This is a genomic window from Bacillus sp. JJ1562, from assembly GCF_036962705.1.
Lineage (GTDB): Bacteria > Bacillota > Bacilli > Bacillales > Bacillaceae_L > Ferdinandcohnia.
Window position 1 is genome coordinate 1 of record NZ_JBALOQ010000009.1, and the last position, 16,936, is coordinate 16,936.

The following is a 16,936-nucleotide window of genomic DNA, read 5'->3' on the forward strand; positions in this document are numbered from 1 at the left end:
AAAGACCGTTATGAAACTGGGGTAGAAGCTGCAAAATTCTTTAAACCAAATACAGAAAAATTATATCTTGCAACTGGTTGGAATTTTGCAGATGCATTATCAGGCGCTGCTTTAGCTGCTAAGTATGATACTGGAATCTTGTTAACAAATAATGAGGAAGTACATGCTGCAGTTAAATCTTACCTAACTGATACAAGTGTTGGCCTAGTCACTGCGCTTGGTAGTGAGCCTATCGTTGGAAATGACATTCTTAAAGAAATAAATCAATTAATTAAATAGTAAGAAAATACTTTTTGTGGGAAAAGAATCCAATACGGAGTCTTTTCTCTTTTTTTATAATTGACAAATAAATGGTCAGTAAATTTAAAAATGTTCTTTTTACTTGTAACTTTTTTCTTGAATTACAGTCTAATTTTTTGTGAAGATTAATTTTTCATTTGCATTACAATTTTGTACATTTACCTTTACTCTTATAGCTAATTAATCATCTTAATGTCAGACAATCAATATTTATAGTGATGCCCAATAATTTTGTGTTATAATTAGTGTCGAATTTCAAAAACTAATTAATAATTTAACCTCCATGATAGAAGGAAAATAAAATATAGATCTGGGAGGGTCTTATCATGTCATACCGAACTAGGATATTGAATTTGGTCATTATTGACTCGATAATTGTTCTTATTTCAATATATATGTCACATTTTTTCTTGAACCCGTTTGCTGCTTATTATGAAGACAATCGAGTTTTGATAAGCTCCATTATACTACTTGTGAGTCACCATGTTTTTTCTTATGTATTTGGGTTATATCGTAAAGTGTGGAGGTATGCAAGTGCCGATGAATTAGTGGGACTTGTACTGGTCGTAACCTCTTCAATTTTAATAACAGCCATTTCTCAAAAATTAATGTTTGACAATGTTTATACGAGGAGCTTAGTGCTTACATTCCTTCTCCATCTATTCTTACTCGGGGGTGTACGTTTTTGGTGGCGTTTTACTTCAACAGTACTTTTTGCTATAAAGACAAAAGAAATCAGGTCAATTAAACATAAACGTACATTAATCCTGGGTGCTGGTTCTACAGGGAGAATGCTTGTACGCCAGCTAAAAGAACATCCAGGAACTGAATTAAAACCAATTGCTTTTTTAGATGATGATTCATCATTACAAAATCTAAATATTGCTGGAATTCCTGTAGCTGGCAAAGTTGATGATATTATAAAGGTTATTGCAAAATATCGTATTGAACATGTTGTAATTGCAATTCCATCATTACCAAAAGCAAGATTGAATGAAATTGTTGCCAAGGCAAAAAAACTTGTCGATAATGTACAGATTTTACCGATGATTGGTGATTTGGCTGTAGGAAAGGTTTCCGTTAATCAAATTAGGGATATTTCAATTGAGGATTTACTAGGAAGGGACACAGTTGAGTTAGATACTGAAGCAATTGCTGAAAAGATACGTAATCAAACTGTTCTAATAACAGGTGCTGGTGGTTCAATTGGCTCGGAGTTATGTAGACAAATTTGTTTGTTCCACCCTAACAAATTAGTTTTATTGGGCCATGGGGAAAACAGTATCTATAATATTGAAATGGAATTGTTAAGTAAATATAGGGGGCAAATTGAATTTGTAACCGAAATTGCAGAAATACAAGATGCACGTAAAATGATTGATGTTTTGGTGCAACATAAGCCGAAATTCGTTTTCCATGCTGCTGCCCATAAACACGTACCATTAATGGAAAGAAACCCAGAAGAAGCAGTTAAAAATAACATATATGGAACAAGAAATGTTGCAGAAGCGGCTTCAATTGCAGGAGTTGATACTTTTGTTTTAGTTTCAACGGATAAAGCAGTTAATCCTACAAGTGTTATGGGAGCCTCAAAACGTCTAGCTGAGCTTACGATTCAAAATCTAGATCGAAAAAGTAATACCCGATTTGTTGCGGTACGATTTGGAAATGTATTAGGAAGTAGAGGAAGTGTTGTTCCTTTATTTAAGAAGCAAATTGCAAAAGGCGGACCAATAACGATTACTCATCCCGATATGACTAGATATTTTATGACTATACCTGAAGCGGCAAGACTTGTAATACAAGCAGGTTCTTTAGCAAGAGGTGGAGAAATATTTGTTTTAGATATGGGTGAGCCAGTTAAAATTGTCGATTTAGCTAAAAATCTTATCCGATTATCTGGTTTTACAGAAGATGAAATAAAAATTGAATATACGGGTCTCCGTCCTGGAGAAAAAATGTACGAAGAGATCTTAAATAAGGATGAAATTCATCCTGGCCAAGTTTTCCCTAAAATATACATTGGAAAAGCAACAGAGGAGAATGCGGAGGATTTAATCCAGCAAGTTGAAAGTGTAATGAACGATAAGGACAAACTTCGCGAGACCTTACTTAAACTTACTAACAAGAAGATCGATGTTAGTGATAAAAAAAAAGAGCAAGAGCAAGGTAAGACTGTAGACGAAATGATTACAGTATAAAACCATTCATTTCGTCTGCTTTAGTTATATTGCTAAGAATCAGTCCATTTGGACATTGATACCTTATTAATGCAACCAATTTGAGAAAGTTGAGGACATGAAATGATTACAAAGGGCAATAATGTAGTTATGGGAAAGAATGTTAAACTGGGCGAAAATGTTACAATAGGCCATAATGTTGTTATTTATGATGGAGTTGAAATCGGTAGTTATTGTATTATCCAAGATAATGCAGTGATCGGAAAACAACCTACACGAGCAAAAAATTCAATCCTTCCTGAAGTAACAACATTACCGCCCACTAAAATCGGTAATGGCGTGACAGTGGGAACCTCAGCTATTATTTATGCAAATGCTGAAATAGCAGATGATGTTTTTATCGCGGATTTAGCGACTGTTAGAGAAAGGGTTACGATAGGCGTTAAAACTATCGTTGGACGTGGTGTTGCCGTAGAAAATGATTGTAAGGTAGGGGCTTTTTGTAAGCTTGAAACAAATTCGTATATTACTGCTTATTCTGAAATTGAGGATTATGTGTTTGTTGCTCCTGGTGTTGTAACGACAAATGATAATTATATGGCTAGATCCAAGGAACGATATAAACATTTTAAGGGCATTACGATAAAAACAGGTGGAAGAATTGGTGCAAATGCAACTATCCTTCCAGGTAAGGTCATCAATGAAGACGGAGCTGTTGCAGCTGGTTCCGTTGTAACCAAAGATGTCAACAATGGAGAAATAGTAGCTGGTGTTCCAGCTAGGAAATTAAAAAAGGTTTCTGATGACCAATTATTAAAAAATCAGTAAATGATGGAGTCGTTTCTTTATGAACATATTACTAATTAATCATTATGCAGGATCTAATCAGCATGGAATGGAATATAGACCGTTTTATCTAAGCAGAGAGTGGGTTAAAATGGGCCATAATGTTACAATTATAGCTGGGTCTTATTCACATGTACGAACCGTTCAACCAGAAACAAAAGAAAAATGGACATCTGAAATAATCGATGGGATTCGTTATATTTGGGTAGATACCCCACCATATGAAGGTAATGGAGTAAAAAGGGTTATCAATATCTTTTCTTTTGTAAAAGACTTATATGTCAATGCAAGTAAAATTGCAAAAGAGATTTCCCCAGATGTAGTGATTGCATCTTCTACCTATCCCTTAGATATATATCCTGCATCAAAAATTGCAAAAATGGCTCAAACCAAACTTATTTTTGAGGTTCATGATCTATGGCCGCTGACACCAATGGAGTTAGGAAATATGTCGAAGCATCACCCCTTTATTATGACCATGCAAAAAGGGGAAAACGATGCTTACAAAAAAGCTGATTTGGTTGTGTCATTATTACCCAAGGCTAAAGAACATATGATTAGTCATGGGATGGACCCTAAAAAATTTCAATTCTTACCGAATGGTATAGTAACTGAGGATTGGGAAAATGCGAATGAACAAATTCCGAATGAACATATTGAATTAATTACTAAACTTAAAAAAGAAGGCAATTTTCTAGTGGGCTATGCTGGCGGTCAGGGAATATCAAATGCACTAGAATATCTGCTCGATGTTGCAAAAATTATGCAAGATAAACCTATCTCATTTGTTCTTGTTGGAAAAGGGACTGAACGAGAATCCCTAATTCTAAAGACAAAGGAAATGGGTTTAAGAAATATTCATTTCCTTCCAGTCATCAACAAGAATGCTATACCAGATTTCCTTTCTCGGATGGATGCATTATACATAGGGTGGAGAAAGAGTACGCTATACCGCTTTGGTGTAAGTCCAAATAAACTTTTGGATTATATGATGTCTGCAAAACCAATCATCCATAGTATTGAGGCTGGGAATGATTTAGTGAAAGAAGCCAACTGTGGTGTTTCCGTAGCGCCAGAGGATCCAGTCCTAATCGCTGAGGCTATTAATCAGATTTTTGAACTAACCGATGAAGAAAGAAAGAAGTTAGGCGAAAATGGAAAGAAATATGTTATGGAAAACCATGATTATAGGGTCTTGGCAGATCGATTTATAAAAATAATGAATCAATAAAACAACAAGGTTAGAAGGGTGAAGAAAATGGGAACAATTCCATATGCACTTCCAATGGTTGAGGATGAAGAGATTAAGGAAGTCATTGATACAATTAAATCAAACTGGCTTAGCAAAGGACCGAAAACGGTTGAATTTGAAGCAAAAGTTAAAGAGTATGTGAACGCAAATTACGGTATTGGATTAAACTCTTGTACGGCTGGTCTACATCTTGCTCAGTTGGCAGCTGGAATAGGACCTGGAGATGAAGTAATAACCACACCTTATACGTTTGTTGCAAGTGCAAACACAATTATCCATACTGGAGCTACGCCAGTATTTGTTGATATCGACCCTGTAACAATGAACATCGACCCTGCATTAATTGAAGAAAAAATCACATCTCGCACAAAGGCGATTATTCCAGTACACTTTGCCGGATATCCATGTGACATGGATCCGATAATGGAAATTGCTCGTAAACATAATCTTATTGTTATTGAAGATGCTGCTCATGCAATCTATACGCAATACAAAGGGAGAATGGTTGGAAGTATCGGTGATTTTACCTGCTTTAGCTTCTATGCTACGAAGAACCTTGTAACCGGTGAAGGTGGGCTTGTAACAACTCATAACGAAGAATGGGCTGATAAAATTCGCATAATGAGCTTGCACGGTATGAGCAAGAATGCTTGGAATCGTTATGGAGACAAAGGTACTTGGTATTATGAGGTTGAATATCCTGGCTACAAGTATAATATGACTGATATTCAAGCTTCTTTTGGTTTGGTCCAGTTATCTAAATTGGATAAAATGCAACAAACTCGTGAAAATTACGCTCAAATGTATAATAAGGAATTAGCAAAAATAGAAGGAATTACATTGCCTCATCACGATAACATTCACCGTCATGCATGGCACTTATATGTAATTCGTATAGATGAAAATCAGTTTACAATTGACCGTGGGGAGTTTATTGAAAAACTAAAAGAAAAAGGAATTGGCACAAGTGTACATTTCATTCCAGTTCCAATGCATCCGTACTATAAAGGGCTCGGATATAAGATTGAAGATTATCCAAATGCATTAAATGCATATAATGGAGCAATTTCTTTACCTTTATATCCGAGAATGTCGGAGGAAGAAGTATCACAAGTTATTGAGGCTGTTCGTGATATTGCAACAAGCTATAGAAAATAGGTGAAAGCATGGAAGGGAAAGTCAAAGGATTAAACAATCAAAACCATTCTTTTAACGATGCTGTAAAGAGGTTTTTTGATATTGTTGTATCTCTAATTGGTCTCATCATCCTATCACCTTTACTACTAATAATTGCAATTCTAATCAAAGTCGATTCAAAGGGACCTGTGTTTTTTAAGCAAGTACGAGTTGGTCAGCATGAGAAAGAATTTAAAATTTTGAAGTTTAGAACAATGGTTGTTGATGCCGAAAAGCAAGGGAAACAAATTACGGTTGGAAAAGATAGTAGAATCACAAGGGTTGGCCATTTTTTACGTAAGTATAAAGTTGATGAATTTCCACAACTAATTAATGTATTGATTGGTGATATGAGTTTGGTTGGGCCACGACCAGAAGTTCCCAAGTATACAAAATATTATAATGCGGCGCAAAAGGCGATATTTGAAATTAAACCTGGAATCACAGATTATGCTTCAATAAAGTATAGCGATGAAAGTGAACTTTTAGGTAAGGCAGAAAATCCTGAAAAAACCTATATTGAAGAAATCATGGTTGATAAATTACATTATAATTTAGAATACCTTCGTAACCGATCTGTGATTGAGGATATTTCAATTATTATGAAAACCGTACTAAAAATCCTTAAATAACAGAAAGCGTAGTATCATGCTACGCTTTTTGTTCGTGAAGATAATATGAATGTCATTACTTTATGTGCGAAACTTGTCTTTTCTTGACATCATGTTGTTATTGTTTTATGTTGAATAATGATGTATTTCTTGACTTTATTGTAAAGGGACTGATTCCAAATTGACTAAGAAAATAATTGTTTATTACCCTTTTCAATTGAAAAACGGTGATAGTGGTTCTGGAGTTAGACCTAACCAAATGCTTAAGGCATTTCATGAATTAGCAAATGAGCAAGGGTTTGAATGTTTAGAGGTAATTGGTAATGCGGATGAAAGGAAGGAAAGACTAAGGAAGATTTATGAAGAAGTCAATCCTCATGATATTTTGTATTGCTATATGGAAAACCAAACAATACCTATTTGGCTAACGGATCCTGATCATATACCAAGACATCCAATGGTAGATCATAATTTCTTTAAATTTCTTAGAAAGAACAAGATTCCACTGGGGATTTTTTATCGAGATATCTATTGGAAATTTAATGATCTCTATAAGGTAAAGCCTATTATAAAGACAATCATGATTCGATTATTTGAAATAGAGTTATTTTTATATAAAAAATACGCAAAGAAACTATTTCTACCTAGCATGGAAATGAATAAGTATGTAAAAGTTCCAACAAAGCAAGTCTATCCATCACCCCCAGGTGGAATCGATCGAACAGTAATTACTGATAAGCAAGATTCAACTAAGGTACGTGCTATTTACGTTGGTGGGATTGACCCAAGGTATGGAGTATATGAGGTTCTGGAAGCTTTTAAGATGCTAAATAAAGATACAACCCTTATTGAGCTTTCGTTTGTCTGCCGTGAAAAAGAATTTAAAACCTTTAAAGAATACTTAGAGCCATTTTTAGATGAGGATTGGTTGCATATCCATCATGCACATGGAGAGGCTTTGCTTCCTATTTATAAAGAGGCCGATTTTGGAATTGTTACTCTAAAAAGAGGGACATATAATGATTTCGCAGTTCCTGTAAAATTATTCGAATACCTGTCCTTTGGTTTACCTGTTTTAGCTACTGATTGTACCGCCTTACAAAAAATAGTTGAACAGGATAATATAGGGCTAATTGTAAAGGATAATAGTAATTCTATACATGACGGCTTACAGGAAATGCTTGATTCAAACAAGCGAAATAAACTTAAGGAAAACTCGATTTCTGCGCTTAAAGAAAAACACTTATGGCTTCAACGAGCGAAAGATATCCAAAATGAATTACTTTCCTAAATGTCTTTAAATAGTAAAAGATTCAGTTAACATTTTATGATAATATAAAGATTGCCATTCAAAACATTTTATATGAGGAGAGTCTAAATATGAAAGTACCTATGTTAGACCTATCTGAACAATATCAAACACTTAAGGATGAGGTTGTTAAAGCTTTAGATGAAGTGATGAGTTCTTCAAGCTTCATTCTTGGAGAAAATGTGAAGAAACTTGAGCAAGATGTTGCAGCATTTTCACATGCTTCTCATGGTGTAGGAGTTGCAAATGGAAGTGACGCATTACATATTTCTCTACAAGCGTGTGGAGTGGGACCTGGTGATGAAGTCATTACAACGACATTCTCATTCTTCGCGACAGCTGGAGCAATTGCAAGAGCAGGAGCAAAGCCTGTTTTTGTTGATATTGACCCAGTTACCTTTAATATTGACCCAGAGAATATTGAACAAGCAATTACTGACAAAACAAAGGCGATTATTCCGGTTCATTTGTATGGACAAGCTGCAGATATGGATCCAATTTTAGAGATTGCAAAGAAACATAATTTATATGTAGTAGACGACGCTGCTCAAGCAATTGGTTCAGAATATAAAGGTAGAAAAGTCGGTGAACTTGGCGACACTACATGCTTTAGTTTCTTCCCAACAAAGAATCTTGGCGCATATGGTGATGGAGGAATGATTGTCACTAATGATGCAGATTTGGCTGAAAAAATGAGCATCATCCGAGTTCACGGTAGTAAGCCAAAATACTATCACCATGTATTAGGCTATAATAGTCGTTTAGATGAACTACAGGCAGCTGTGTTAAATATTAAGTTTCCACATTTATCAAAATGGAGTGAGCTTCGTCGAGAAAAAGCAGCAATCTATACAAAATTATTAAATGAAAAGCTTTCTGAACATGTGATTACACCTAAAGAAGAAGAAGATAGATATCATGTGTTCCATCAATATACAATTCGAGTTGAGAAAAGAGACGAACTCCAACAATTTTTAAAAGAAAATGGAGTGGCTTCAATGGTATACTACCCAGTACCATTACATTTACAACCAGTATTTGCAGAGCTTGGCTATAAGGAAGGGGATTTTCCACTTGCTGAGAAAGCTGCAAAGGAAGCATTATCTCTACCAATGTTCCCTGAATTAAAAAAAGAACAACAAGAATATATCATTGATGTAATTGAAAAGTTTTTCGCATAAGGAGAAGTCATGTCAGAACAAAATCAATATATTCTTTATGGCTATTTACAATTTTTATGGAAGAAAAAGTGGCTGATTCTACTTGCTACTATAATTGGGATGGGGCTGGGTTATGCTTATGCTTTAATGCAGCCGACTACTTATACGTCAACAGCTACTGTATTTACTGGTAATGCACAAAATGAAGAATTGTCTAAAACAAAAATAATTAAAGGGAAATATAAAAAAATACTACCAGAAGATTTAAAAGGCGGGTTTATCGTTAATATAGCAGACACTAATGTAATAGATTTAAATCTTGTTGGTTCAAATAAACCTGAAGTTGAAGATAACATAGAACTTGTAGCAGGTGCGTTTGAGAAAGATCTAATGAAAAACTTTAAAATGCAAGAACAAGCAATAAAAGATTATTACGATTTTTTAGATGGTGAATTGGAAAATCCGGAAGGTTTGTTAAACAAAATTAATAAAAACAATTTGCTAAAATCATTGCCTGAATCATTAAATACTAAAATTGTTGAAAATATATTAACAATGCAGCTTGCATACATGGAAGAAAATTATCATCAACTTGATATAGAGTTATCAGGTATGAAAGAGCCTTATATTTCTGATATTCTTCACAGCGAAAATAAACCCAATCCGTTACGTTATATAGTTCTAGGAGGCGCAGCGTTATTTCAACTTATGTTAATTATTGTAGTTTTGTGGAAATATATAATTAACGCTCGTCAATTTAAGGAGATGTAAGCATGAGTACATTTGAAAAATTATTCAATAAAATTGAATCTAAAGATGCCGTAATAGGTGTAGTTGGTTTAGGCTACGTAGGTCTGCCATTAGCCGTTGAAAAAGCAAAAGCAGGCTATAAGGTTATTGGATTCGATGTTCAGCAATCTAGAGTTGACCAGGTTAATAAAGGAATTAACTATATTGGTGATGTTGTTGATGAAGAGTTATCAGAAATGATCAAAGAAGGTAGACTTGAAGCGACAACAGATTATGAAAAAATCAAAGAAGTAGATGCTGTAGCGATTTGTGTACCTACACCTTTAGATCAACACATGCAGCCAGATACTTCCTATGTAGAAAGTTCTTCAAAGGAAATCGCTAAATATGTACACGAAGGAATGCTAGTTGTTCTTGAATCTACTACGTACCCTGGAACAACAGAGGAAATCGTTAAACCAGCACTTGAAGTAAGTGGTCTAGTGGTTGGAGAACATATTTTTGTTGCATATTCTCCAGAACGTGTAGACCCAGGGAACAAGCATTTTAACACAAAAAATACACCAAAGGTAGTTGGTGGGATTACAGAAAATTGTACAAAGGTTGCAGCTGCTCTTTACCGCTCGGTTCTTGAAGGGGATGTACATGAGGTTTCAAGCCCAGCTGTTGCTGAAATGGAAAAAATCTTTGAAAATACATTTAGACATATCAATATTGCATTAGCAAACGAAATGGCCATCTTATGTAAGAGAATGGGTATTGACGTTTGGGAAGTTATTGATGCAGCAAAAACAAAGCCGTACGGATTTATGGCATTCTACCCTGGTCCAGGTCTAGGCGGTCACTGTATTCCAATTGACCCATTTTATCTAACATGGAAAGCTAGAGAGTATAACTATCATACTCGCCTTATCGAGCTTGCTGGTGAAATTAACAATAGTATGCCTGAATATGTTGTACAAAAAAGCTTAGAAATATTAAATGAATATGGAAAACCTCTAAAAGGATCAAAAATAGCTGTTTTAGGTGTTGCATACAAGAAGGATATCGATGATTATCGTGAATCTCCTTCCCTTCCAATTATTACAATGCTGCGTGAAAAAGGGGCAGAAGTACTTGTAGTGGACCCATATATCAAGAGCTATAAATGTGGCAAGAATTTTGCGGACACACTACCTTTAACGAAAGAACTTCTTAACCAGAGTGAAATGACCCTTATTTTAACAAACCACAGTGATTTTGATTATGACATGATTGTGAAAGAAAGTAAGGTAATCTTTGATACTCGTAACGCACTAAAAGATTTCGATAAAAACGAAAATTATTATAAGCTTTAATAATGAAAAGGGAACTATAAATATAAATACAGGTATTTATATTTATAGTTCTATTTTATTTCCACTATCTTTTTTTTAAGAGGTATAACATGAGTGAATCAAAACAATTCCTAAAAAACACATTAATGACAATTAGTCGACAAGTATCTGCGATTTTAATTGGTCTTCTATATACAGTTATCATTGCAAGGGTTTTGGGACCAACTGGCAATGGAATTTATCAGCTTATCATACTGTTACCAACTATGTTATTGACCATCTTTAATTTAGGGGTTGGATCTTCTTCTGTATATTATATAGGCAAAAAGAACCACTCTATCGAGGATATTTTAAAAACAAATACAAGAAGTGGAGTACTGTTTAGTTTCGTATCCATAATTTTAGGAGCTCTATTTCTACTGTTTTTTTCTGGTCAATTTTTTCAGGATGTTGACCCGATCTATTTATTTGCAATCTTGTTATTAATGCCCTTTTTGTTTTTAAATGAATATTATTTAGTCATTTTCCAGGGGAAACAAGACTTTAAAAGTTATAATATGCTTTCTTTATCTAGGCAAATTATTGCGCTGTTGTTTACGGTCCTGTTTCTAGTTATCATACGGCTTGATATATTGGGTGCTGTACTTGCATTTATTTTTGGGATTCTTGCCCAATATTTATTATCCCGTTATTATCTGAAAAAGAAGCTTGGTATTCGGGAAAAAGAAGGATCCTATTCAAGGGATTATTTTAAAAAGTCAATTTCGTATGGTATAAAGGCTCATGTAAGTAATATCCTTTCGTTTATAAATTATCGGTCTGATATTTTTATTATTTCGTTTTATATCAATCCTGCGGCAGTTGGGATCTACACTGCAGCTGTTTCAATTGCAGAAAGGTTATGGATTGTTTCACAGGCCATTTCGTCCGTTCTATTCCCAACAGTATCATCTCTTGAAAGTCAGGATGAAAAGAACCATCTTACATCAGTTTTAAGTAGAAATGTCCTTTGGCTATCTATAATCGGTGGATTAATCTTTTTTCTTCTAAGTGATCTAATCATAATAATTTTATTTGGAAATGAATACATAGAAAGTTCGTTGGCAATCAAATATCTATTACCTGGTATTATTTTATTTTCAGTGGATCGAATTCTTTCAAATGACTTAGCTGGACGTGGAAAACCAGAAATCAATATGAATGTTTCAATCTTTACAGTTATTTCTAACATTGTCCTTAACATTATCCTAGTCCCTATATATGGTATAATGGGTGCTGCGGTATCAACATCAATTACGTATAGTTTAGCAACATTTATAAAGCTCTTTATCTTTAAAAAGGAAACAGGTGTAAAAATAAGTAAACTTTTGCTTATTCAATCGGAGGATTATCAGTTTTATAAAAGGATTCTAAAAAAAGTTAAACGCAGAAAGGTGTCAACATGAAAATTGTAATTGTTCCATCGTGGTATCCAACTGAAAATAATCCACTAAATGGTATCTTTTTCAAAGAACAAGCTAAAGCACTTCAAAAAGCTGGTCATGATGTAACCGTGTTGTATCCGGAAGTTTGGACAACTAGAATGTTAAAGACATCAAAGGCAAAGAAAGGTATTTCAATTGAACTTGAAGATGGTGTCAAGACCTACCGTCTAAGAGGTTATAATCTTATTCCTGGGCGAGTTCCTTTCGCCACAGCTAAAGTATTCTATTCGCGATTAGAAACATTATATAAATTATATGTTGAAAAAGAAGGAAAACCGGATATGCTTCATGCTCATTCTTGTTTATGGGCAGGATGGTCAGCTGCTAAGTTATCTGAAAAAGAAGGCATACCGTTTGTTATTACAGAACACTCGACAGCTTTTTTAAGAAATTTAATTCGACCATACGAGAAGAAAGAAATAACGTATGCGTGCCAGAAGGCTGAATATGTTATATCAGTAGGGCCAGGTTTAGCACAGGAACTTGAAAAGTATATCTCAAAGGATAAAATAAAAATCATTCCAAATATTGTAGATATAGGGATGTTTCAAATCGATGAAAGTAAACTTGCGCAAACCGGAGTTTTCCGATTTTTTTCTGTTGCTTTTTTACAGCATAAAAAAGGAATGGACATATTAATTCAAGCATTTGCGAAGTATTTTAAGGGTAAGCCTGTTGAATTAGTGATAGGTGGAAATGGTGAAGAAAGAGAAGCTCTAGAGCTTCTTGCGAAAAAGCTAAACATTGAGAAGCAGATTATCTTTTTAGGAGAATTGAATCGTGAACGGGTCAAGGAGGAAATTCAAAAAGCGCATGCTTTTGTATTAGCAAGTCGTTTTGAAACCTTTGGAGTTGTGTTTATAGAAGCACTTGCTTGTGGAAAGCCAATTGTTGCCACTGCCTGTGGAGGACCAGAAATGATTGTCAATGAATTAAATGGAAAGCTAGTCCAAGTTGAGGATGTTGAAGGTTTAGGACAAGCCATGCAGTCCATACAGGAAAATTACCATACCTATCATGCAGAAGATATACGTAAAGATTGTGTCTCGCGATTTAGCGAAGAATCTGTTGTTACAAAAATCACTAAATTATATGAACAGGTTTTGAGGGTGTAAGATGAGGAAAAAAGTATTTGTTTGTCTATTTTTGTTCTTTTTAGTTTTTCTTGATCCCTTTTTAATAAATGTTCCAATTGGCCCACTTCATGTAACATTACTAAGAATTGTTTTATTCCTGTTTGGATTATACTTATTCATTAAATATGTATTGTTGTTTAATCCTTTACACATACAACCCATTAAGCCTGCGCTGGTATTTTTAATAGCTTGGTTTTTATATGGAGTTGTTTCGATTCTATGGGCTACTAATAAAGTTGAGGGAATTAAGGAGCTGTACTATTTTGCTGTATTCATCCTCCTTGTTTTTTCAATTATTGAAACCCTTAATCGAAGAGATATTTTAAAGTGGATTAATTATTCCTTTATTTTGATTGGTATTCTTACAATTTTGCTCTCGTTGTTGGAGTTAGCTTTTAATTTTCATCTTAGTACATCACGATATGTTATTGAAGCTGATAAATACGGTGGATTAGGATTAAGAGTCGCCACCGCCTTTTTTTACAACGAAAATGATTTATCTTTATTTCTTGTTATGATCACACCATTTTTTCTTATGACATTTAGAAAAAGTGGGTTTCAACTACTTATTCTTGGATCAATCTTTTTCATTATGTTTATGAATGGATCTAGAATTGCGATACTCGCCTTTTTAATTCTGATTTTAATTTTCTTATTTATCCTTTATCGTCCTCATTTAGTAAATATTTTTAAGTTTTTACTGATATTTACTCCACTTTTTATTGGAGTTGCTATATATTTTTCTGGGGATATCGTTGATAAGATCATTGAAGTTACGGGAATCTTTGAACAAGGATCTACTAGTACAAGGATAAATTTAATTTTAACTGGTATATATTCCATCGTTCATTCCTTCTTTCTAGGAGTGGGAGCCGGTAATTATCAATTTCATGTTAATCCGGAGGTCACAAGTGGAATCGTAAATCCACACAATTGGTGGATTGAGGTTGGTACAAATTATGGTGTGGACATCTTTGTCTTTTATTTGGCTTTCCTTATTTTTATTTTTAGAAAGCTATGGCAAATTTATAAAAGAAATAATGAATTCTCGGCATTAGCATTTTGCCTGTTTTTAAGCTATATTGGATTTGTTATTGCTTGTATCGGACCAAGCCGATTGTTTTACTTTTGGCCAATGTGGTTATTATATGGTGTCACTTTAGCATTTATAAATGTAGCGAATGAAAAAGCGGTACAGGTAGATAACTTCATTCATCCTACCAATAAATAGCTTTAAAAATGATTTAATAAGGGAATGATTATTTATGCATATTTGTTTTCTGGCCCCAGCAAATTCGATACATACTGTCAGATGGGTTAACTCTTTAGCGGAGCGAAACCATAAATTGACTCTTCTAACCATGCACCCACCGGCAGAGCATAAAATCGACTCACGAGTACAGATTATTACGCTTCCGTTTCAAGCACCGCTGGGATATTATTTGAATGCCCTTAAAGCAAAAAAAATAGTTTCAGAACTAAAACCTGATATTCTTAATACTCACTATGCAAGTGGTTATGGAACTTTATCTAGGTTCATTAACTATACACCAACTTTATTATCTGTATGGGGAAGTGATGTATATGATTTCCCGTATGAAAGTCCTTCAAAACGAAAAATATTGATGAAAAATTTAAGAGTAGCTGATCGATTGGCTTCAACAAGTCAAGTTATGAAAAAACAAACCGAACATTTTTGTCCAAAGGATATGAAGATTGAGGTCACTCCTTTTGGTGTCGATATGAATCGTTTTAAACCTAGTAAAGATGGGAAAAATGATACCAACATTACTATCGGAATGATTAAAGCATTAGAATCAAAATATGGTCCTGAATATTTGATCGAGGGTGTACATTTATTACTTAACCGATTAAAAGAGGAATACAAATATGCGATTGCAGATCAAATAAAGCTTTTAATTGTTGGAAAAGGATCACAGCTTCGGGAATTACAAGGTCTAGTTAAGGAATATCAAATGGAGGACATTGTAACGTTTACCGGCGCGGTTCCTCATACAGAAGTCCCTTCGTATTTAAATAAACTAGATATATACTGTGCTCCGAGCACACTTGATAGTGAGAGTTTCGGTGTTGCAATAGTCGAGGCTTCTGCTTCTGGAATTCCTGTCATAGTTAGTAATGTTGGGGGCTTACCTGAGGTAGTGAAAGATCAAGAAACTGGTTTTGTAGTTGAGCCAAAGAATGCAAAAGCAATTTCTGAAAAATTATTTGAGCTTGTTTTGGATGAAGAAAAAAGAGAGCGATTTGGAAATCAAGGTAGAATTTATACAAAATCTTTGTATGATTGGGAAGAAAATGTTTCGATTATGGAATCAATTTATAAGGATATGACTAGTAGATAGGAGTGAATGGTATGAAAGTAAGAAAGGCGATTATTCCAGCTGCTGGATTAGGAACTAGGTTTTTACCTGCAACAAAGGCTCAGCCAAAGGAAATGCTTCCAATTGTAGATAAACCAACAATCCAATATATTGTTGAGGAAGCTATTGAATCAGGGATTGAAGATATTATTATAGTCACTGGTAGGGGAAAGCGTTCGATTGAAGACCATTTTGATAAGGCATATGAATTAGAAGATACTCTAGCCAAAAAAGAAAAATATGAACTACTAGAACAGGTACAGGAAGTTGCAAATTTTGCAAACATTCATTACATTCGACAAAAAGAACCAAAAGGATTAGGTCATGCCATTTATTGTGCAAGCCGTTTTATTGGAAATGAGCCATTTGCCGTCCTTTTAGGAGACGATATTGTTCAATCTGAAACTCCAACATTAAAACAACTTATTGATATATATGATGCTTATCAATCACCGGTAATTGGTGTGCAGCCTGTTGAAGAATCTGAAGTATCAAAGTATGGAATCATTCAGATAAAACATCAGCTTTCAGACAAGCTTTTTGAATTAAGCTCATTAGTTGAAAAGCCATCCGTTCAGGAAGCTCCATCTAATTACGCAATTATGGGACGCTATGTGTTAACACCTGAAATTTTCTCTATCCTTGAAAATCAAAAGCCTGGTAAGGGTGAAGAAATCCAGCTTACAGATGCGATTAACCGTTTAAATGATCTGGAAAAGGTATTAGCCTTACATTTTGATGGGAAACGATATGATATAGGTGATAAACTAAGCTTTATTCAAGCAACAATTGAGATTGCACTAAGTCGAAAAGAATTTTCAGACGAACTGAAAGATTATTTAATTGAATTAACCAAAACTTTTCATTAAGACTCAGTATTGAGTCTTCTTTTTTTTGGATAATTTTGAGGTATTTCTTTAAGTCTATGAATCATTTATCCTATCTAAGGGTCATAGCATTTTTATGACAATGAAGTTACAAATTTTTTATAAAAATATGTCTAATTTTGACACATTGTCGTATAAATTAGATATA

15 protein-coding genes are annotated in these 16,936 nt (G+C 34.3%); all 15 read left to right on the plus strand.

All coding sequences use genetic code 11. The annotated features are described in order from the left end of the window. Positions 1 to 279 (plus strand): cell wall-binding repeat-containing protein (locus V7097_RS06120; protein WP_335702724.1); only part of this gene is annotated, 279 nt, incomplete at its 5' end. Positions 280 to 626: 347 nt separating this feature from the next. After that, positions 627 to 2,501 carry a polysaccharide biosynthesis protein gene (locus V7097_RS06125; RefSeq protein WP_335702725.1) on the plus strand — a complete coding sequence of 625 codons (1,875 nt, stop codon included), beginning with the start codon at positions 627 to 629 and terminating at the stop codon, positions 2,499 to 2,501. 102 nt (positions 2,502 to 2,603) lie between these two features. Then, positions 2,604 to 3,308 (plus strand): DapH/DapD/GlmU-related protein, encoded by a 705-nt coding sequence (locus V7097_RS06130; protein ID WP_335702726.1) that lies wholly within the window; start codon positions 2,604 to 2,606, stop codon positions 3,306 to 3,308. Between the two features lie 19 nt (positions 3,309 to 3,327). Continuing rightward, positions 3,328 to 4,557 carry a glycosyltransferase family 4 protein gene (locus V7097_RS06135; protein WP_335702727.1) on the plus strand — a complete coding sequence of 410 codons (1,230 nt, stop codon included), beginning with the start codon at positions 3,328 to 3,330 and terminating at the stop codon, positions 4,555 to 4,557. 27 nt (positions 4,558 to 4,584) lie between these two features. Further along, the gene (locus V7097_RS06140; protein WP_335702728.1) at positions 4,585 to 5,736 is read left to right on the plus strand and encodes a DegT/DnrJ/EryC1/StrS family aminotransferase; all 1,152 of its coding nucleotides are present in this window, start codon (positions 4,585 to 4,587) and stop codon (positions 5,734 to 5,736) included. A gap of 8 nt (positions 5,737 to 5,744) precedes the next feature. Then, entirely contained in the window at positions 5,745 to 6,386 is a 642-nt protein-coding gene (locus V7097_RS06145) for a sugar transferase (RefSeq protein ID WP_335702729.1), read from the plus strand. 160 nt (positions 6,387 to 6,546) lie between these two features. Continuing rightward, on the plus strand, positions 6,547 to 7,656 hold the full coding sequence (locus tag V7097_RS06150; protein WP_335702730.1) for a glycosyltransferase: 1,110 nt from the start codon (positions 6,547 to 6,549) through the stop codon (positions 7,654 to 7,656). A gap of 89 nt (positions 7,657 to 7,745) precedes the next feature. After that, positions 7,746 to 8,855 carry a DegT/DnrJ/EryC1/StrS family aminotransferase gene (locus V7097_RS06155; protein ID WP_335702731.1) on the plus strand — a complete coding sequence of 370 codons (1,110 nt, stop codon included), beginning with the start codon at positions 7,746 to 7,748 and terminating at the stop codon, positions 8,853 to 8,855. 9 nt (positions 8,856 to 8,864) lie between these two features. Continuing rightward, positions 8,865 to 9,605, plus strand: a complete 741-nt coding sequence (locus V7097_RS06160) for a Wzz/FepE/Etk N-terminal domain-containing protein (RefSeq protein WP_335702732.1) — start codon at positions 8,865 to 8,867, stop codon at positions 9,603 to 9,605. A 2-nt stretch (positions 9,606 to 9,607) separates the two neighbouring features. Beyond that, complete coding sequence (locus tag V7097_RS06165) at positions 9,608 to 10,921, plus strand: nucleotide sugar dehydrogenase (RefSeq protein WP_335702733.1); 1,314 nt, start codon at positions 9,608 to 9,610, stop codon at positions 10,919 to 10,921. Positions 10,922 to 11,010: 89 nt separating this feature from the next. After that, complete coding sequence (locus tag V7097_RS06170) at positions 11,011 to 12,345, plus strand: flippase (protein ID WP_335702734.1); 1,335 nt, start codon at positions 11,011 to 11,013, stop codon at positions 12,343 to 12,345. Next, positions 12,342 to 13,499: a glycosyltransferase gene (locus V7097_RS06175; RefSeq protein ID WP_335702735.1), complete on the plus strand. Its 1,158-nt coding sequence runs from the start codon at positions 12,342 to 12,344 to the stop codon at positions 13,497 to 13,499. Before V7097_RS06170 ends, V7097_RS06175 begins: the two co-directional genes overlap by 4 nt. Position 13,500: 1 nt before the next feature. Then, positions 13,501 to 14,751: an O-antigen ligase family protein gene (locus V7097_RS06180; protein WP_335702736.1), complete on the plus strand. Its 1,251-nt coding sequence runs from the start codon at positions 13,501 to 13,503 to the stop codon at positions 14,749 to 14,751. Positions 14,752 to 14,785: 34 nt separating this feature from the next. After that, a complete protein-coding gene (locus tag V7097_RS06185; protein WP_335702737.1) occupies positions 14,786 to 15,883 on the plus strand; it encodes a glycosyltransferase in 1,098 nt (365 codons plus the stop codon). Positions 15,884 to 15,894: 11 nt separating this feature from the next. Continuing rightward, positions 15,895 to 16,770: a UTP--glucose-1-phosphate uridylyltransferase GalU gene (gene galU / locus V7097_RS06190; protein ID WP_335702738.1), complete on the plus strand. Its 876-nt coding sequence runs from the start codon at positions 15,895 to 15,897 to the stop codon at positions 16,768 to 16,770. Positions 16,771 to 16,936 lie beyond the last annotated feature (166 nt).